Here is an 18,079-nt window from a genome sequence, read left to right as displayed (position 1 = left end):
CCGCCAAATGCAGGGGCTTAGTAGTGTTTGGCGAGTGATTGACCTGAAGATCGTCCGCGAAGACCCGGAGCTGGTACGGACCAGCCAGCGCACCCGCGGCGAGGATCCGGCCCTGGTGGATGCGCTGCTGGCGGCGGATGCCGCGCGGCGAGCTGCGGTGCTGGAGGCCGACACCGCGCGGGCCGAGCAGAAGGCACTCGGCAAGCAGGTGGGCAAGGCCAGCGCCGAGGAGCGTCCGGCGCTCCTCGAGCGCGGCAAGGAACTCGCGGAGAAGGTGAAGATCGCGCATGCCGCGCAGACGGCGGCCGATGCCGAGCTGGACACCGCGCACCGGGCGATCAGCAACATCGTGCAGGCGGGTGCGCCCGCGGGCGGCGAGGACGACTACGTCGTGCTCGAACATGTCGGTACCCCGCCCGCCATCGACAACCCGAAGGATCATCTCGAACTAGGGGAGGCCCTCGGTCTGATCGACATGGAGCGCGGCGCCAAGGTCTCCGGCTCGCGCTTCTACTTCCTCACCGGCAACGGCGCGATGCTGCAGCTGGGCCTGCTGCAGCTGGCCGCACAGACGGCGGTGCGCAACGGCTTCACGATGATGATCCCACCGGTACTGGTGCGCCCGGAGGTCATGGGCGGTACCGGATTCCTCGGCCAGCACTCGGCGGAGGTCTACCATCTCGCCGACGACGACCTGTATCTCGTTGGTACGTCCGAGGTTCCGCTCGCCGGCTATCACATGGACGAGATCATCGAGCTGCAGTCCGGGCCGAAGCGCTACGCCGGCTGGTCGAGCTGCTTCCGCCGCGAGGCCGGCAGCTATGGCAAGGACACCCGCGGCATCATCCGGGTGCACCAGTTCGACAAGGTCGAGGCCTTCGTCTACTGCACGCCCGACGAGGCCGACGCCGAACACAAGCGATTGCTCGGCTGGCAGCAGGAGATGCTGGCGGCGATCGAGGTGCCGTATCGGGTGATCGACGTCGCCGGCGGCGATCTCGGATCGTCGGCGGCCCGCAAATTCGACTGCGAGGCATGGATTCCCACGCAGGACACCTACCGCGAGCTGACGTCGACGTCGAACTGCACCACGTTCCAGGCGCGCCGGCTGTCGGTGCGTTACCGGGCCGAGAACGGCAAGCCGGCGATCGCCGCGACGCTGAACGGCACCCTGGGCACCACGCGCTGGATCGCCGCGATCCTGGAGAACCACCAGCAACCCGACGGCAGCGTCCGCGTTCCCGCCGCGCTTGTGCCGTTCCTGGGCACCGAAGTCCTCGAGCCGCGCTGACGGCGGCGAGATGACACGGGGATAAGGCGGACATCGGGATGATCTGGGGGATCCTCACCGCCGTCGCCGCCAGCCTGGCGTACGGGACCTCGTCGGTTATGCAGGCCTACGGCGCCCGCACGTCGAAGTCGGCGGCGCTGGCCCGGGGCGAGGACGGCCTGGAAACCGGCAGCGGCGCACCCAGTCTGCGCTCGACGCTGCTCGCCGTCCTGACGGTGCCCTTCATCGTGGGCACCGTGCTCGACGTCGGGGGATTCGCCGGCAACGCGGTCTCGGCGCGACTGGCGCCGCTGTTCCTCTCCCAGACGATCATCAGCGCCAACCTGATCGTGACCGCGGTGCTCGGCATCTTCGTGCTGCAGATCCATCTGAAGAGCCGCGACTGGATCGCGATCACCACGGTCATTGTGGCGTTGTGCGCCTTGGGGATCGCCTCGAAGAGCGAGGGCACTGACCGCGGCTCGGACGCGTTCCACTGGGGCCTGCTGATCGCCGCGGTGCTGCTGTTCGGGGCGTCGATCGTCGCGATGCAGTGGCTGGGATCGAAGGCCGCGGTGTTCTGCGGCCTGGCGGCCGGCGTGCTGTTCGGCGCGGTGGCGATCGCAGTGCGGGTGATGCACGGCATCGACCCGTTCGACCTGGGCCAGCTGCTGACAGATCCGGCGACCTACGCGCTCGTCATCGCCGGCTGCGGTGGCTTCTACATGCATACCGTTGCCCTGCAACTGGGTTCGGTGAACGGCGCGACGGCGGCGCTGGTTGCGGGCGAGACGGTCGTGCCGGGGATCATCGGCGTGATCGCATTGGGGGACAAGGCGGTTCCCGGGCTGGAATGGCTGGCGATCGTCGGCTTCGTGCTGGCGGTCGTGGGTGCAGTCGCGGTCGCCGTGTTCGGTGCCGCAGAGCCCGAAGTCGAAACTGCGCGCTGAGCGTGCGGCCATCCGCCATCGGCGGTTCAGATCTCGCCTGGTGCGCGGTTTCAGCGCAGCGGCAGACCCGCTTCGAGGAACTTCAGCGCCTGCGAACGCCGTGCGTGGTCGGTCGACGTGTTGAGGCCGGAACCCATCATCGCTCCGACCACTGCGCCGGCGGTTACCCGCACCTCGAAGTCGTCGGCCGTCCGACCGGTTCGTTCGGCGAGCAGTGAGGCGAGCATTTCGATGGTGCGCTCGAGTTCGGAGAAGAGGGCGGAGCGCAACTCGGGGACGGTGAACAGCAGTTGCTGGCGTGTGACGTCGGTGGTCCAGTCGTCGTCGGCGACCTGTTGAAATGCATCATCGAGGGCAACCCGCACCGCCATCAGCGGCGGCATGTCGTCGGGTTGCGCGCGGATCGCCGCGACGAGGATCTCGTCGAGGTCGTCGGCGATCACGAGCATCTCTTTGGACGGGAAGTATCGAAAGAAAGTACGGGGTGAGATGTCGGCGGCGGCAGCGATATCGTCGACCGTCGTCTGCGAATACCCCTTATCGGTAAAGAGTTTCATCGCCCGCCGGCGGATTTTGTCACGAGTCCTACGCTTCTTGCTTTCGCGGAGTCCGCAGCCGGGGTCAGTTTCTGACATGCACCGATTCTGACTCATCGATGTCCGCATCGGGGTCGGCCGCCGACAACGTGACTGGTTCGTCGTCGGGGCGGGCCGGGCGACGCAGCATCAGTGGGCCGCCGACGGCCGCGAGCAGGCACACGGCTGCGCACACCCAGAGCATGGATGACATACCGTGCGCGAACGCCGTCTGCACGGTGTGGATCATGTCGCCCGACCCGCTGCGGTGGGCGACCGCCATACCCGGTCCGACGCCGTCGGTGATCGGCGGACGTCGGTATTGACCCAGGTCGGCGCGGTATCCGGCGATCATCACCGATCCGCAGATCGCGACGCCGATCGTGCCGCCGGCCTGGCGCATCGCCTGGATCAGCCCGGATCCGACGCCCGCCTTCTGCACGTCCAGCGCGTTCATCGCGACGTTCATGGTCGTCGGCATGGTGATGCCGAAGCCGAATCCGATGACGGCCAGCCAGGTCGCGATCACGCCGTAGGAGGTGCCGGCGTCGGTGAAGGTGCCGACCACCAGACCGATGGTGACCAGGCCGTAGCCGATGCCGGTCGCGATTCCCGCCGAGGTCCGCTCGATGAGCTTCTCTACGATCCGGGTGGCGACCACCATTCCGCCGATCATCGGCAGCAGCCGCAGGCCCGTCTCCAGCGCGCTGTGCCCCTGAACCGACTGGTAGAGCAGGGGCAGCGTGAACATCACGCCGAACAACGCGAAGTTGACCACTGTGGCGAGGGTGACGCCGCCGGTGAAACTGCGGTTGCGGAACAGCGTCAGATCGATCAGCGGGTGCGCGGCCCGGCGCTGCCATGCGATGAAGACGGCGAGCAGCACGACCGCGCCGGCGACGGCAGACAATCCGGTGGCGTTCGTCCAGCTCTTGTTGCCGAGCTGGATGAAGCCGTACGTGAGTGCGGCCAGACCGCCCGACGACAGCAGGACGCCGAGCAGATCGATGGGCCGCGGTTCGTCCGAGCGTGACTCGGGAACCAGCAGGGCCACGGCGATGATTCCGGCGATGATCATCGGAACGTTGATCAAGAACACCGATCCCCACCAGAAGTGCTCGAGCAGCCAGCCGCCGATGATCGGACCGAGCGGCATCCCGAGACCCATCGCGGTGATCCAGATGGTCATCGCCCGGGTGCGCGCGGCGGGTTCCGGAAACAGGATCGGCAGGACGGCCATCGACAGCGGCATCATGGCCGCGGCACCGACGCCCAGTACGGCTCGCGCCGCGATCAGGTTCCCGGCATCGGGCGCGAATGCGCACCAGGCCGACGCGGCGCCGAACACGACGAGCGCGGCGAGCAGTACTCGTTTGCGGCCGAGGCGGTCGCCCAGCGCGCCGGCGGGAAGCAGTAGCGCGGCGAGGACCAGCGTGTACGCCGTGCTGAACCATTGCAGCTGGGCGTTGGACGCGTGGAGATCACCCGACAGCGTGGGTAACGCGACGATGAGGACCGTGGTGTCCAGGCCGATGGTGAGCATCGCGAAGGCGATGGCAGCCAGTGCAAACCAACTGCGTCGGGTGTGAGCCGTTGTTTCCATAAGTGACAGACTGTGCCATATGGCAGAGACTGTCAACAGCTGACCGGCGGTATGCCCGGTATGCGTCGTTACGTTGTCCTCGGCGGCGCATTTGTCCGGGTGAGCCGTTGCTCGTGCAGTGATGGCGGGTGGTTGAGTGCTCGTCCCGGTATCGGTATCAGGAGTGCTCGCTCAGCGCGGCCCGAGTACGCGCCTGGACCGCGAGGCCGGCCGCGATCATCGGCTCGGTCGACCGCAGGCTGCGACACAACACGAAAGCGCCTTCGAGGCTCGTCAGGCAGCTTAGGGCCAGGCTGCGGCAGACGTCGTCGGGCAGCCCGGTCTGGCCGAACCACTGCGTCAGCCCGTCGATCCAGCTCGAGAAGACCGTCTCGGTGGCGCTGCGGAGCCGCTCGTTGGTGCTGGCCACCTCCAGTGCGATGGTTTCGATGGAGCAGGCTTCGGCGTAGTCCGTCTCCTCGAGAAGCCTTGCTGCCGAGTTGAATACATCGGGAATCTCGGCCGGGATGTCGGTGACGTCGGCCAGCTGCTGCCCGACGAACAGGCCGTAGCGGACGCCTTCGGCATGGATGACCTCCTCGCTGATCTGCTCCTTGCCGCCGGGGAAGTGGTGATAGATCGAACCGAATGGCGCCCCGGCCGCGGCGGCGATCTGCTTGAGGCCGGTCGCGGCCATGCCCTGCCGTCGGTACAGCTCGGCCGTCGCATCGAGGATGCGGGCACGGGTGTCGTTGGCCATCGGATCCTCCCTTGCCTGCGCTGTGCTTCCAGCGTAGCGTCAAACTCACTAGAACGTTCTACCTAGTGGAGGAAACATGCCGCGTGTGGAACTCCCGGCCGGGCCGATCGACTATCTGGATACGGGCGGCGACGGGCCGGTGCTGGTGTTCGGCCACGGCTTGCTGATGAACGAAACCCAGTGGCGCAAGGTGATTCCGCTGCTCGACGGGTACCGCTGCATCGCCCCCACGCTGCCGCTCGGCGCGCATCGTCAGCCCATGAAGCCGGATGTCGATCTCACGCATCGGGGAATCGCCAGGATCATCGCAGACTTCCTCGTGGCCCTCGATCTGACCGACGTCACGCTGGTCCTCAACGATTGGGGCGGTGGACAATTCATGATCTCCGACGGCCGCGCGGAGCGGCTGGGCCGGCTGGTGCTGGCCTCATGCGAAGCGTTCGACAACTTTCCGCCGAAGCCGGCCCGGCCGGGCGCGGCGCTATGCCGGTTGCCCGGCGGTACCCGACTTTTCATGCGGCTGATGGGAACGAGCTTCGTCCGGCATGGCGATCAGGGCTACGGCGGACTGAGCAAGACGCGGATCCCCGACGAGATCATGGACGACTGGTTCGGCCCGGCCACGCGCGATGTCGACATCCGCCGGGATCTACGGAAGTTCGCGACCGGAACACCTCCGCGAAAGATCTTGCTGAAGTGGGCTTCTCGGCTCTCGACGTTCGACAAGCCGGTGCTGGTGATGTGGGCGACCGAGGATCGCATGATGCCGCTGGAGCATGCGCATCGGCTGGCGGACGTCTTTTCCGACGCTCGCCTGGTGCTGATCGACGATTCCCGGACGTTGATCCCGGAGGATCAGCCGGAGCAGTTCGCCTCCGCTGTGCGGGATTTCGTGCCAGCCTGAGAGCGGGAGTTGCAACGCTCGTCAGTCGCTGCACGGCTGCGGACACTCGGCAGCGGAAGCTGTGAGCGGGCCACCAGAATGCGGCTGACCGGGGTGCGCATGATCAGGTCGGTGAGCAGTATCGAGAGCGTCAACACGACGAGCACGAGCACCGTCGTCCGAGACGCCGATGACCGAAAAATGCTGTCCTCAAGCGCTTTCAAGAACCCGAAACGCGCGAGGAGGTCCAGGATCAGCGGATGCACGGCGAATACGCCGAATGCCCGCGGCGTCGCGTAGGTGACCACGCGGCCCGTGAGGCCGCGGCCGGCCCCGCGGTGATCATTCCACGCCATGGCCAACAGCCACAGCAGTACCAGACCGCTGAGCAGCCACGGCAGGGTTGCCGGGTTCCACGGTGTATTCGATTGCAGCGGCACGGTTCCCGGTGAGGTGGCATACAGGTACGCCATCACCGAAAAGGTGGTGCCCACGGCGGCCACTGCCACGAGGGGCAGTACATGGGCTCGGAGCCATCGATCCACTCTCGCGTGGTGATATGCGGCCAGCGCACCGATCGCGATGAACCACGCATACATGGGCAGTGTCTTCCATGCGTTGTCGTAGACGGTCGTCCACACTTGCCCCTGCGGGCGGGGCAGATATTGGTAAACCACGAACATGATCATCTGGATCACCGCGGCCGCGCTGAGCACCCACCAGTGGTGGCCCTCGGTACGCCGCAACAGGCCCATCAACATCGGAAAGATCAAGTAGATCTGCATCGAGATCAACAGGAAGTACAGCTGGTACTTGCCGTCGCCGGTCACGATGTTGACGCCGAGCGTCCGGAAGAATTCGGCGACCGATGAGGATGAGTCACCTTGCAGCACAATGTCATTGATGCTGTAGATCAGCGTCCACGTCAGGTATGGCCACAGCACCAGACCAAACCTTCGGCGCCAGAACGGCCTCGCCGAGGTCGCCCGTCCCCGCATACTCGTGACGAGTACGAAGAGGGTCACGGCGACAAATCCGTAGCGGGTCAGGTGACACAGCGTGCCCACCAGATTGGCCGAACGCACGACGTCGGGGGTGGTGTTGATGTAGTCGACGCTGTGCGCCACCACCACGAACGTGAACAGCACCACGCGAACGAAGTCCGCGGTATGTGTGCGAGTGGGGCTTCGCGGATTGCGAGTATCGGCGAGCGGGTCGGGACTGCTCGCGGTCACCTCCTCCAGGACTGTGAAACCTGGTTCGGCGACCCGCTCCCGCACTATGCCTCCTCTGATGTCCGCCGGTGATGCTGCCCGTTTCGCGCCGAAGTCTATGACTGATTTCTGGCAATCCGATGACAGTCGGCTGTGGCGGCAATACGGGCCAAGCGCGCAAGACGTCGTCCTACTGCTGACGAGCCGTACTGCTGACGACGATCAGTACTCGGCGTCGCGGGCGGTCGTGTCACAGCTCGCGAGGTCATCGAGCTGGGCCGTGAGTTTGGCGCGGATGCGATCGACCGCCGCCGATCCCAATGGAAGCCGCAGCGGGGACGCCGGGTCGTCGACGGCGGCGAGGATGGCGCGCGCGGCCTTGTCGGGGTCGCCGGGCTGGTGACCGTCCTGGTCGGCGAATCGCTCACGGAGCCGGCCGGCCGGAGTCTGGGCGTAGGCGTCCAGTCGATCGGCATAGTGGATGGAGCGGCCGGCGAACGCGGTGCGGAATGGGCCGGGCTCGACGATGGTGACGCGGATGCCCCAGGGCGCGACTTCGCCCGCCAGCGCCTCCGACAGTCCTTCGAGGGCAAATTTGCTCGCGGCGTATGCGGCGTGGCCGGGGTTGCCGACGACGCCGCCCACCGACGACAGCTGGACCACATGGCCGCCGCGCTGGTCGCGCATGTGCGGCAGCACGGCCCGGGTCATCCGTACCGCCCCGAACAGATTGACGTCCAGCACCTGTCGCAGATCGCCGTCGGAGAGCTCTTCGACCGCTCCGACCAACCCGTGACCCGCGCTGTTGACCAGCACATCGACCCGCCCGTGCGTACGGATGGTGTGCTCGACCGCGGCATCGACGGTGCCCTGATCGCGCACGTCGACCCGCAGCACGGCGGCGAAGTCGTCGGCGATCGCGGCGGTGTCGCGTGCCGTCGCGACCACGATGTCCGCCTGCCCCGCACGGCCCCGTGCCTGCACCGCGCCGGCCACGGCCCGTCCTAGTCCGCTGCTCGCACCGGTCACCAGCCAAATTTTCGCCACGATCAGACTCCTGCTTACAAATATCTTGATAGTCAAGTAAATCTATCTTGATTATCAAGTAATATGCAAGCCATGGAATCCCGCGGACCCCGTGACTCGGTCGACAGAGACCTGCCGACCTGGACCTGGCCGATGGTGGATGTCGATCCCGAGGTCGAGGCGGCGCGCCAGCGGATCGGTCGGCTTGCGCGCACGTTCACCCGCGCGCTCGGGGAGGTCGCGAAGCAGGAGGGGCTGAGCACGGCGGACTGGGAGACGCTGTCGGCCATCGTCCGGGCGGAGGGACGGTGCACCCCGACCGTGCTGATGCGGACCCTTCAACTCACGTCGGGGACGGTCAGCACCCGCCTGAACCGCCTGCTCGATGCGGGCCTGGCGACCGTGCTCGCGGACGCCGATGATGGCCGATCCCGGCCGATCGCGGTCACCGACGAGGGATTCGCGCGCTGGCAGCAGGCGACGGCCGCCCGCACTCGATCGGAGCGGGAGATCTTCGCCGTGCTCTCGGCTGAACAGGTCGGAACCCTCAATGACCTTCTCTCCCTGGTTCTTGCCCGTTGCGAGGCCGATCTGGGAGAGGCGGGACGGCACGACCTGATCGGTGGTCAGGCGCCCCGGTAAAGGATGCGGTAGCGCGCGACCTCGTTCGGCGTGTTGTCGGGCAGCACCGGCGAATGGTGATGCTTGCGCGCCAGCGTCGTCATGATGGTGGCCGCGGTCGTGAAGCAGACGAACGTGACGATGCCCGCGGTGACCGCCTGCGCCACGTAGCCGCTGCCCCAGGACACCAGCCACAGCAGGGCTGACGCGAAACCGACGAGCACGAGCAGATAGGCCACCAGGCTCATGGGGTGGTTGCCGTGACTCTCGTGGTGAATCCGGCTGTCGTGATGCACATGCATTTCGAACCTCCTGTCCGGCACTTTCATGCTACGACCAGGTGACTTGGCTCACAATCACGAGTTGGGAGCAGTCTGGATCAGCCGTTCAGTATCAGCAGAGTCGACGTGGCGCTCGCCGCCAGCCGGCCGGCGCCGTCGTGGACGGTCGCGGTGACCGTGCCGGTGGTGCGGCCGCGATGCTGCACCTCGGCGCGGATCGTGACCGTGCCCGAGCCGGGCCGGATCGCCCGGATGTAGCGGCAGCTCAGGTCGAGCGTCGTGAAGTTCTCCTGGTCGATGGTGGTGAGCAGCGCGGTGCCCAGGGCCGAGTCGATCACCGCGGCGATCACGCCGCCCTGCATGCCGCCCGCCCGATTCGTCAGGAATTCGTGCGGTTCCATCTGGAACTCGACCCAGCCCGACCCGGCCGCGGTCAGTCGGTAGTCCATCGTCGCCGACGTGGGGGTATTCGGTACTTCGCCGGTGATCAGCGCCTGCACGTACTCCAAACCGGTGCGCCCGGCCCTTGATGTGCGCTCATCCGACGGATCGATCCAGCTGTAGGTGCGAATGCGATCGGTCATAGCTGGGAAGCCTAGTGACCTGGGTCGCGTGAAATACTGGGTCCCCGCCGTGATCGGGCTCGCCAGAACCCCGATCAGACGGCTTTGTGGACGACCCCCGCAAGTCCACGGAGTGGGATTTCGGCAACAGTACTCGCGCGTAACCATGCACCTTCGTCAGCATGGTCTCGCACGTCACCGTCGCAGGCCCCCGGAACCCGGTGGGCGGACGGTGCATACGACCAGAAGAATCGAGACGATGATGTTCACTCGCATCGCAATCGTGAACCGCGGCGAGGCCGCGATGAGGCTCATCAATGCGGTCCGCGGCCTGTCCGCCGAGACCGGCGAGCGGATCGAGGTGATCGCGCTCCACTCGAACGTCGACCGCAACGCGACCTTCGTGCGCGAAGCCGACATCACCTACGACCTCGGACCGGCCGTCGACCGGCCATACCTGAACCTGCAGCTGCTGGAGACCGCGCTGCGCGAAACCGGCGCGGAGGCGGCCTGGGTCGGGTGGGGATTCGTCGCCGAGGACCCGGCGTTCGCGGAGTTGTGCGATCGCATCGGCGTGACCTTCATCGGTCCGTCGGCCGACGCGATGCGCAAGCTGGGCGACAAGATCGGCGCGAAGATCATCGCCGAGGAAGTCGGCGTGCCGGTCGCTCCGTGGAGCCGTGGCGCGGTGGAGACCGTCGACGACGCGGTTGCGGCCGCCGCCGAGATCGGCTACCCGCTGATGCTGAAGGCGACCGCCGGCGGCGGTGGCCGCGGCATCCGCGTCATCACCAACGACGCCGACCTGCGCGAGGCCTACGAGCTGACGCGCAACGAGGCCGAACGCGCCTTCGGCAGCGGCGTCGTCTTCCTGGAGCGCCTGGTCACCGGTGCCCGCCACGTCGAGGTGCAGGTCATCGCTGACGGCCAGGGCACGGCATGGGCGCTGGGTGTGCGCGACTGCTCGGTGCAGCGACGCAACCAGAAGGTCATCGAGGAGTCGGCGTCGCCGGTGCTGCCGGCCGAGCAGGTGGCGAACCTGAAGGCGTCGGCTGAGCGGCTGGCCGTCGCGGTCGGCTATTGCGGCGCCGCGACCGTCGAGTTCCTGTACCACCCCGGCGAGGATCTGCTCGCCTTCCTCGAGGTCAACACCCGACTGCAGGTCGAGCACCCGATCACCGAGATCACCACCGGCTTCGATCTGGTCCGTGCGCAGCTGCAGGTCGCCTCCGGCATCCCGCTGACCGGTTCGACGCCGGTCGAGCGCGGGCATGCCGTGGAGGCGCGGCTCAACGCCGAAGACCCCGACCGCGACTTCGCGCCGGCTCCCGGCCGGATCGCCCGGCTGGATCTGCCGGCCGGCCCCGGCATCCGCGTCGATACCGGTGTGAGCGAGGGCGATTCGATTCCCGCCGACTTCGACTCGATGATCGCGAAGATCATCGCCTACGGCAGCAACCGCGACGAGGCATTGGGCCGACTGCGCCGCGCCATGGCCCAGACCCGGGTCATCATCGAGGGCGGTTCGACCAACAAGAGCTTCGTGCTCGACCTGCTCGATCAGCCGGAGGTCATCGACGGCAGCGCCGACACCGGCTGGATCGACCGGGTCCGCGGCGAGGGTCGGCTTGTCGCCCAACGGCATTCGGCGGTGGCACTGGTGGCCGCGGCGATCGATGCCTACGAAGAAGAAGAGTCGGTGGAGCGGCAGCGCCTGCTGTCGACCGCGTCCGGCGGCCGCCCGCAGGTGCAGCATCGGAGTGGTACCCCGGTGGATCTGAAGCTGCGCGGGGTCGCCTACCGCGTGCGCGTGGCCCGGATCGGCGCCCATCGGTTCCGCGTCGGCGTGGAGGCCGGCGGCCAGACCCACGCCGCCGACGTCGATCTGGAGCGTTTCGATGAGCATGCTGCGCAGATCGTCCTCAACGGCGTGCGGTACCGCCTGATCACCGATACCCACGGCACGGTGCACCTCGTCGACGTCGACGGCGTGACCCACCGAGTGAGCCGCGACGAGGGCGGCGTGGTGCGTTCGCCCGCACCGGCGCTGGTCGTCGCGACGCCGCTGGAGGTCGGTGCCGAGGTCGAGGCCGGGGCGCCCGTCCTGGTGCTCGAGAGCATGAAGATGGAGACGGTGCTCCGGGCACCGACGCGGTCCCGGCTCAAGGAATGTCTGGTGTCGGTCGGCACCCAGGTCGAGACCGGTGCACCGCTGATGCGGTTGGAGCCGATCGCCGACGACGACGCGGATGGCGCCGTCGAAACGGTCGACGAGGTGGAGCTCGATCTGCCGGCCGCGCCGAGCGACGTCGCCGTCGCCGAACGCATCGTCCGCGGGCAGGAGAACCTGCGCAGCCAGCTCCTCGGCTACGACGTCGACCCGCTCGACAGCGCGCGACTGCTCAACGACTATCTCGCCGCCCGCCGCGAGGCGACGGACACCGAGGCACTGCTGGCCGGCGAGGTCGAACTGTTGACCGTGTTCGCCGACCTCGCCGAGCTGAGTCAGAATCGCCTGTCGGACTACGACTCCGGCGAGCACGTGCACAGCGCCCGCGAGAATCTGCACACATATCTGCAGAGCCTCGACGTCGAACGCGACGGCCTGCCCGAGTCGTTCCACGCCCAGCTCGGCAAGGCGCTCGCGCACTACGGGATCACCGAACTGGATCGCACCCCCGAGCTGGAGGCCGCGGTATTCCGCATCTTCCTCTCGCTGCAGAATGCCGATCAGTCGCGTGCGGTGATCATCGCGCTGCTGCGCGAGCTGCTGCGCGGACCGACGCCGCCCGCCGAGCTGCGCGAGCCGGTCGGTCCGGCGGTCGAGCACCTGGCGGCGGCCGCCCAGCTGCGATTCCCGGCGATCGCGGATCTGTCGCGGGGCCTGCTCTACTCGTGGTTCGGCCAGCAGCTGGTCCACGAGAACCGGTCGCGGGTGTACCTCGACGTGGGCGAGCATCTCAAGTATCTCGACGCCCACCCGGACGCCGCCGACCGCGACGAGCATGTCGCGCAGGTGGTGGGCAGCACCGAGCCGCTGGTCCGGCTGCTCGGGCAGCGGATGGTCGACGGCGTCGCCGACAACACCGCCATGCTCGAGGTGCTCACCCGCCGCTACTACGGCAACAAGGGCCTCACCGGGGTCCGTACCGCGCAGGCTGCCGGCACCACATTCGTCATCGCCGAACGCGACGGGGCGAGCCTGATCTCGGCGGCCGTCGGCCTCGACGAGTTGGGAGCGGCCATCGACGGCCTGGGCGAGCTGGCTCGGGACGCGTCATCGATCGACGCCGACATCTACCTGAGCTGGGAGGATCAGCCGGACGACTTCGACGTGATCGTCGATACGCTGCACGAGATCGTCGCGGCCCGGTCGCTGCCCACCCAGGTGCACCGCATCACCACCACGGTCGCCGGCGCGCACGGCGCAATGATGCACCACCACTTCACCTTCCGGCCGTCTGCGACCGGCATGGTCGAGGAGCGGCTGATCCGCGGACTGCACCCGTATATCGCCCAGCGGATGCGGATGGAGCGGCTGCGCAAGTTCGACCTGACGCGCCTGCCGTCGTCGGACGACGAAGAGGTGTACCTGTTCCGCGCGGTGGCGAAGGAGAACACGGCCGACGACCGGCTGATCGCCTTCGCGCAGGTCCGTGATCTCAGCGCGCTGCGCGAGCCCGATGGCCGACTGCTGACGATCCCGAGCGCCGAGACCGCACTGGCCTCGTGCGTCGACTCGATCCGGCGCGCGCGCCGCGCCGGCAATCGCGGCTCGGCCACCAACCGCATCATCATCTACGTGTGGCCGCCGCTCGAGGCCGCCCGCGCCGACCTGGATCGGATCGCCGACTACATCCGGGCCATCACGGCCGGGGTCGGCATCGAAGAGGTCGAGGTGATCGCCCGGCGTCGCAACCGCACGACCGGCGAACTCGACAAGGTGTCGCTGCGGTTCGCGGCCAACGCGACCGGCGGCTTCGACGTGCAGGTCGGGGTGCCGTCCGACGACCCGATCGAACCGATCGACGCCTACCGGCAGAAGGTGCTGCGGGCCTCGCGCCGCGGCACCGTCTACCCGTACGAGTTGGCCGCGCTCCTCGGCGACTTCCGTGAGTACGATCTCGACGCCGAGCAGCGGCTGGTGCCGGTCGATCGGGATCGCGGCCTGAACTCCGCGGCGATCGTCGCCGGCGTGGTGACCACGGCCACCGACAAGTATCCGGAGGGCATCACCCGCGTGGTGCTGCTCGGTGATCCGACGAAATCGCTTGGCGCCCTGGCGGAACCGGAATGCGCGCGAGTGGTCGGCGCGATCGACCTCGCCGAACGCCTGGGGGTTCCGCTGGAGTGGTACGCGCTCTCGTCCGGCGCCCGTATCTCGATGGACTCCGGCACCGAGAACATGGACTGGATCGCCCTGGCGCTCAAGCGAATCGTCGAATTCACCCAGGCCGGTGGCGAGATCAACATCGTGGTCGCCGGGATCAACGTCGGCGGGCAGCCGTACTGGAATGCCGAGGCGACGATGCTGATGCACACCAAGGGCATCCTGGTGATGACCCCGGATTCGGCGATGGTGCTGACCGGCAAGCAGTCGCTGGACTTCTCCGGCGGCGTGTCGGCCGAGGACAACTTCGGCATCGGCGGCTACGACCGCGTGATGGGGCCGAACGGCCAGGCGCAGTACTGGGCGCCGAACCTGGGTGCCGCGCGGGATGTGCTGATGTCGCACTACGACCACACCTATGTGGTGCCCGGTGAGCGGACGCCGCGTCGTGCGGTGACGGCCGACCCGGCGGACCGCGACGTGTCGGACTTCCCGCACGAGCTCGCGGGCAGCGACTTCACCACCGTCGGGCAGATCTTCTCGGCCGAGTTCAACCCGGATCGCAAGAAGCCCTTCGATATTCGTACCGTGATGCGCGCGCTGGCCGACCAGGATCATCCGGTCCGCGAGCGGTGGGCGGGCATGGCCGACGCGGAGACCGCGGTGGTCGCCGACGTGCACGTGGGCGGAATCCCGGTGTGCCTGCTCGGCATCGAGTCCCGTGAGGTGCAGCGCCGCGGCTACTCACCGACCGACGGGCCGGACACGTACACCGCGGGCACGCTGTTCCCGCAGTCGTCGAAGAAGGCTGCCCGGGCGATCAACGTCGCCAGCGGCAACCGGCCGCTGGTGGTGCTCGCCAACCTGTCCGGGTTCGACGGCTCACCCGAGTCGCTGCGCAAGCTGCAGCTGGAGTACGGCGCCGAAATCGGCCGCGCCATCGTCAATTTCGATGGGCCGATCGTGTTCTGTGTGATCTCGCGCTACCACGGCGGTGCGTTCGTGGTGTTCTCGAAGGCGTTGAACCCGAACATGACGGTGCTCGCCATCGACGGGTCGTTCGCCTCGGTGCTCGGCGGCGCGCCGGCCGCTGCGGTCGTGTTCGCCGGCGATGTGGCCAAGCGCATCGACGCCGACCCGCGGGTGCAGGAATTGCAGGCGCGGCTGGTCGATCTCACCGGAACCGAGCGCTCGACGCTGTCGGCGGAGCTGGACGATCTCCGGCAGTCGGTGCGGGCGGAGAAGATCAGCGAGATCGCGGCGGAATTCGATGCGGTGCACAGCATCCGCCGCGCCGTCGAGGTCGGTTCGGTCGACGCGGTGATCCGCGCGGACGAGTTGCGCCCGCGGATCATCGGCGCCATCGAGACCCATCCCGCGTGGGCCCCGGGCAGCATGGATCGCGCTGGAAACATATGAAATACGGGCCGTTGAGGGGGGGGGGGGGGACCTCCTCGACGGCCCGTATTCGTCAGGGTCTCAGTGGTCGAGCTTGGTCGACCTGAGCTCGTGGCCCTTGGAGGTCAGGCAGCGGCCGCTGGGTAGATCCCACTGCCAGCCATGCAGATTGCAGGTGAGCTTGTCTCCCTCGACGACACCGAACTTGGTGAGGTCGGCCTTGAGATGCGGGCAACGGCGCTGGATCTCCCAGCCGTCCTTCTCGATGACCGCGGTGTCGTCATGCGCCTCGGCGAACCAGCCGTCCGCGTAGGCGATGCGCTCGTCGGTGAGGCATTTGAAGAACGTGTAGAGGAACTCGTTGTATCCGCCGATCCGCCAGGTGGTGAAGCGCGTCGACAGGAAGATCGTGTTGACCCAGTCCGGCTCGTCGTCGCGCAGCACGGTGCGCACCAGCTCCTTGGCGATCCGGAAGCCGTAGCGGTACTTGCCGTCGCCCTCTTCTCGTTCGCGCACAACGCGATTCGGGAAATCGAGGACGACGGTCTCGTCTCCCATCACCAGGCCGACCGGGTAGCCGATGCCGTCGCAGATCAGATCGCTCTGCTTCATGATCGGCTCGAACTTGTCGCGCAGCGGACTGAGCAGCGGCTCGCCCTCGGCGGGCGCCCAGGTTGCCTTGTCGGCCGCGATGATCGGCGCGAACTTCTGCGCCATCTTCTCGATATAGGCGGCCTTGTCGCCGAAGATCTCGTCGGGCGCGATCGGGTGGCTCAGCTCATGCAGCTCGGCGCCGGTCAAGGAGGCGGTCGAGCCGGGGATCATCATCAGGCCGCGGTGCTTCTCGCCGGTATCGGTGCCGTGCTCGCGCATCTGATCAAGGAAAGTCACCTGGTCCGGGAAGATGTTGCCCGGATCGTCGTGGTCGTCGTTGAGGTAGCGGAGCTCGTCGTCGAGGAAGACCGGCGGGCCGGCCGACGGCACCACCCAGGTGGCGTCGACAGCCTCGATGAACGCCCGCGCCCGGTCCATGCCGCGCTGGCGCTTCTGGGCGCCGAAGTTCGACTTGGTGCGCTTGGGGATGTCGTAGACCATCGGGTACCAGATGGCGCCCGAGTACTGCAGCAGATGGATGTCGACGCGGCCGAACTCCTCGGTGATGACGTCGAGGTCGATCGGCCGGGCGTCGTTCATGTTGAAGACGACGGTCTCGCCGTCGTCGACGATCAGGCCGCTGTCGCCGATCGGTCCGTCGGCCGGCGCGCGCAGGGCGATGATCATGATGTCGAGGTCGCCCGCCTGTCGCGGCGCCTGCGAATCGACGATCTCACCGCCGCGGATCCGATGCTTCGTGGAATCCGTGGTCTCGATGAATTTGTGGAAGCCGAGTGCCTCCAGCTCGCGCTGCAGGTCCGGCACCGGGTAGTCCGGCAGCAGGACGATCGCGTCCTTGTTGATGTACTCCGCCAGGTGCGCGGCGTCGAAATGGTCGCGGTGCAGATGCGACACGTAGAGGTAGTCGCAGTCGCCGAGGGTCTTCCAGTCGAGTTCGGAGTTGTCCGGGAATGGCACCCAGGACGCGAAGTAGGCGGGGTTGACCCAGGGGTCGCACAGGATGGAGCCTGCCGCGGTCTGGATATGGAAACCGGCGTGGCCGACGCTGGTGACCTGCACGCGCTGCCCCTCTCTGATCGAGCGTGGGTCTGATGACGACCCGAGTATGTCGAACAACCAGGGTAACGGCCGCTCCGTTCGAGCCGCTCAGGGCAAGGTTACGGTCCCGTAGGTTGTGGGGCGGGCGCCCGCCGAACGGGCTAGAGTTTGCGGCTATGGAACCGGTCTACGACACCGTCATCGCCGCCGCCCGCACGCTGTGGTTCGCCGAAGGACTCAAGTTCACGCTGACCGGCGAGCAGCATGTGCCCAAGACCGGCGGGGGCGTCGTCGCCATCAACCACACCGGCTACCTCGACTTCACCTACGCCGGGCTGCCGGCCTTCAAGGCGCACAACCGCAAGGTGCGCTTCATGGCGAAGAAGGAAGTCTTCGACAACACCTGGACCGGACCGATCATGCGGTCCCTGCGCCACATCCCGGTCGACCGGGAGGCGGGTGCCGAAAGCTATCGGGCGGCGGTCGATTACCTCAAGCGCGGCGAGCTTGTGGGCGTTTATCCGGAGGCGACGATCAGCCGCAGCTTCGAGATCAAGGAGTTCAAGAGCGGCGCCGCGCGGATGGCGATCGAGTCGGGAACGCCGATCATCCCGACGGTGATCTGGGGCGCGCAGCGGGTGTGGACCAAGGGGCATCCGCGCAACATCGGGCGCAGCAACATCCCGATCCACATCGGCGTCTGCGAGCCGCTGGAACCGAATGGCGACCCCGTCGCGCTGACGCAGAAGCTGCACGACGTGATGTCGGCCAAACTGCTGGAACTGCAGGACGGCTACCCGGAGCACCCGGCCGGCGCGTACTGGGTCCCGGCTCGCCTCGGTGGCAGCGCGCCGACGTTGGAGGAGGCGACTCGGCTCGACGACGAGGAGAAGGCGGCGCGGGTCGCCAAGCGCTCCGATCGAAACGGCGGGCCCGAGTCGAGCTAGGCGATCATGACGGCATGGCACGGCAC

The 18,079-nt window shown here is 67.4% G+C and carries 14 protein-coding genes; 6 read left to right on the top strand and 8 right to left on the bottom strand.

Annotation, left to right across the window (positions count from 1 at the left end; genetic code table 11):
* The first annotated feature begins 34 nt into the window (after positions 1-34).
* Positions 35-1,291: a serine--tRNA ligase gene (gene serS, locus G341_RS0117490; RefSeq protein ID WP_018180462.1), complete on the top strand. Its 1,257-nt coding sequence runs from the start codon at positions 35-37 to the stop codon at positions 1,289-1,291.
* A gap of 38 nt (positions 1,292-1,329) precedes the next feature.
* A complete protein-coding gene (locus G341_RS0117485; protein ID WP_018180461.1) occupies positions 1,330-2,220 on the top strand; it encodes a hypothetical protein in 891 nt (296 codons plus the stop codon).
* Positions 2,221-2,270: 50 nt separating this feature from the next.
* On the opposite strand, the gene G341_RS0117480 is transcribed toward G341_RS0117485, so the two are convergent.
* From G341_RS0117480 to G341_RS0117470, 3 genes are all read right to left on the bottom strand, one after another.
* Positions 2,271-2,885: an acyl-CoA-like ligand-binding transcription factor gene (locus tag G341_RS0117480; protein WP_245557043.1), complete on the bottom strand. Its 615-nt coding sequence runs from the start codon at positions 2,883-2,885 to the stop codon at positions 2,271-2,273.
* Positions 2,842-4,398 carry an MFS transporter gene (locus tag G341_RS0117475; protein ID WP_018180459.1) on the bottom strand — a complete coding sequence of 519 codons (1,557 nt, stop codon included), beginning with the start codon at positions 4,396-4,398 and terminating at the stop codon, positions 2,842-2,844. The genes G341_RS0117480 and G341_RS0117475 overlap by 44 nt, the downstream gene beginning before the upstream one ends.
* 157 nt (positions 4,399-4,555) lie before the next feature.
* Positions 4,556-5,137, bottom strand: coding sequence for a TetR/AcrR family transcriptional regulator (locus G341_RS0117470; RefSeq protein WP_018180458.1), 582 nt, complete (start codon positions 5,135-5,137; stop codon positions 4,556-4,558).
* Positions 5,138-5,213: 76 nt separating this feature from the next.
* Here G341_RS0117470 and G341_RS0117465 point away from each other — a divergent pair, with 76 nt between their 5' ends.
* Positions 5,214-6,041 (top strand): alpha/beta fold hydrolase, encoded by an 828-nt coding sequence (locus G341_RS0117465; protein WP_018180457.1) that lies wholly within the window; start codon positions 5,214-5,216, stop codon positions 6,039-6,041.
* Here the strand turns inward: G341_RS0117465 and G341_RS0117460 are convergent.
* Both G341_RS0117460 and G341_RS0117455 read right to left on the bottom strand, forming a co-directional pair.
* Entirely contained in the window at positions 5,993-7,300 is a 1,308-nt protein-coding gene (locus G341_RS0117460) for an acyltransferase (RefSeq protein ID WP_245557042.1), read from the bottom strand. The genes G341_RS0117465 and G341_RS0117460 overlap by 49 nt on opposite strands.
* 156 nt (positions 7,301-7,456) lie before the next feature.
* A complete protein-coding gene (locus tag G341_RS0117455) occupies positions 7,457-8,281 on the bottom strand; it encodes an SDR family NAD(P)-dependent oxidoreductase (RefSeq protein WP_026303823.1) in 825 nt (274 codons plus the stop codon).
* 72 nt (positions 8,282-8,353) lie between these two features.
* Between G341_RS0117455 and G341_RS0117450 the strand changes: the two genes are divergently transcribed.
* Positions 8,354-8,902: a MarR family winged helix-turn-helix transcriptional regulator gene (locus G341_RS0117450; RefSeq protein WP_018180454.1), complete on the top strand. Its 549-nt coding sequence runs from the start codon at positions 8,354-8,356 to the stop codon at positions 8,900-8,902.
* On the opposite strand, the gene G341_RS0117445 is transcribed toward G341_RS0117450, so the two are convergent.
* Positions 8,887-9,183 (bottom strand): hypothetical protein, encoded by a 297-nt coding sequence (locus G341_RS0117445; protein ID WP_018180453.1) that lies wholly within the window; start codon positions 9,181-9,183, stop codon positions 8,887-8,889. The two genes, G341_RS0117450 and G341_RS0117445, sit on opposite strands and share 16 nt — an antisense overlap.
* A 77-nt stretch (positions 9,184-9,260) precedes the next feature.
* Complete coding sequence (locus G341_RS0117440; RefSeq protein ID WP_018180452.1) at positions 9,261-9,746, bottom strand: PaaI family thioesterase; 486 nt, start codon at positions 9,744-9,746, stop codon at positions 9,261-9,263.
* Between the two features lie 241 nt (positions 9,747-9,987).
* On the opposite strand from G341_RS0117440, the gene G341_RS0117435 reads away from it, so the two are divergent.
* On the top strand, positions 9,988-15,474 hold the full coding sequence (locus G341_RS0117435; protein WP_026303822.1) for an ATP-binding protein: 5,487 nt from the start codon (positions 9,988-9,990) through the stop codon (positions 15,472-15,474).
* Between the two features lie 60 nt (positions 15,475-15,534).
* Here G341_RS0117435 and G341_RS0117430 read toward each other — a convergent pair whose 3' ends face one another.
* Positions 15,535-17,127: a Rieske 2Fe-2S domain-containing protein gene (locus G341_RS0117430; protein ID WP_018180450.1), complete on the bottom strand. Its 1,593-nt coding sequence runs from the start codon at positions 17,125-17,127 to the stop codon at positions 15,535-15,537.
* 155 nt (positions 17,128-17,282) lie between these two features.
* Here G341_RS0117430 and G341_RS0117425 point away from each other — a divergent pair, with 155 nt between their 5' ends.
* Positions 17,283-18,053 (top strand): lysophospholipid acyltransferase family protein, encoded by a 771-nt coding sequence (locus G341_RS0117425; RefSeq protein ID WP_018180449.1) that lies wholly within the window; start codon positions 17,283-17,285, stop codon positions 18,051-18,053.
* Positions 18,054-18,079 lie beyond the last annotated feature (26 nt).

It is taken from the genome of Jongsikchunia kroppenstedtii DSM 45133 (assembly GCF_000380485.1).
Taxonomy (GTDB): domain Bacteria; phylum Actinomycetota; class Actinomycetes; order Mycobacteriales; family Mycobacteriaceae; genus Jongsikchunia; species Jongsikchunia kroppenstedtii.
The sequence above is the reverse complement of the archived record's forward strand: the minus strand, read 5'-3'. Positions and strand labels throughout refer to the sequence as shown.

Bases quoted from the DNA above. Each gene is read 5' to 3' on its own strand.
- G341_RS0117485 (WP_018180461.1), top strand. From the start codon at position 1,330: ATGATCTGGGGGATCCTCACCGCCGTCGCCGCCAGCCTGGCGTACGGG.
- G341_RS0117480 (WP_245557043.1), bottom strand. From the start codon at position 2,885: ATGCGGACATCGATGAGTCAGAATCGGTGCATGTCAGAAACTGACCCC.
- G341_RS0117475 (WP_018180459.1), bottom strand. From the start codon at position 4,398: ATGGAAACAACGGCTCACACCCGACGCAGTTGGTTTGCACTGGCTGCC.
- G341_RS0117470 (WP_018180458.1), bottom strand. From the start codon at position 5,137: ATGGCCAACGACACCCGTGCCCGCATCCTCGATGCGACGGCCGAGCTG.
- G341_RS0117465 (WP_018180457.1), top strand. From the start codon at position 5,214: ATGCCGCGTGTGGAACTCCCGGCCGGGCCGATCGACTATCTGGATACG.
- G341_RS0117450 (WP_018180454.1), top strand. From the start codon at position 8,354: ATGGAATCCCGCGGACCCCGTGACTCGGTCGACAGAGACCTGCCGACC.
- G341_RS0117445 (WP_018180453.1), bottom strand. From the start codon at position 9,183: ATGCATGTGCATCACGACAGCCGGATTCACCACGAGAGTCACGGCAAC.
- G341_RS0117440 (WP_018180452.1), bottom strand. From the start codon at position 9,746: ATGACCGATCGCATTCGCACCTACAGCTGGATCGATCCGTCGGATGAG.
- G341_RS0117435 (WP_026303822.1), top strand. From the start codon at position 9,988: ATGTTCACTCGCATCGCAATCGTGAACCGCGGCGAGGCCGCGATGAGG.
- G341_RS0117425 (WP_018180449.1), top strand. From the start codon at position 17,283: ATGGAACCGGTCTACGACACCGTCATCGCCGCCGCCCGCACGCTGTGG.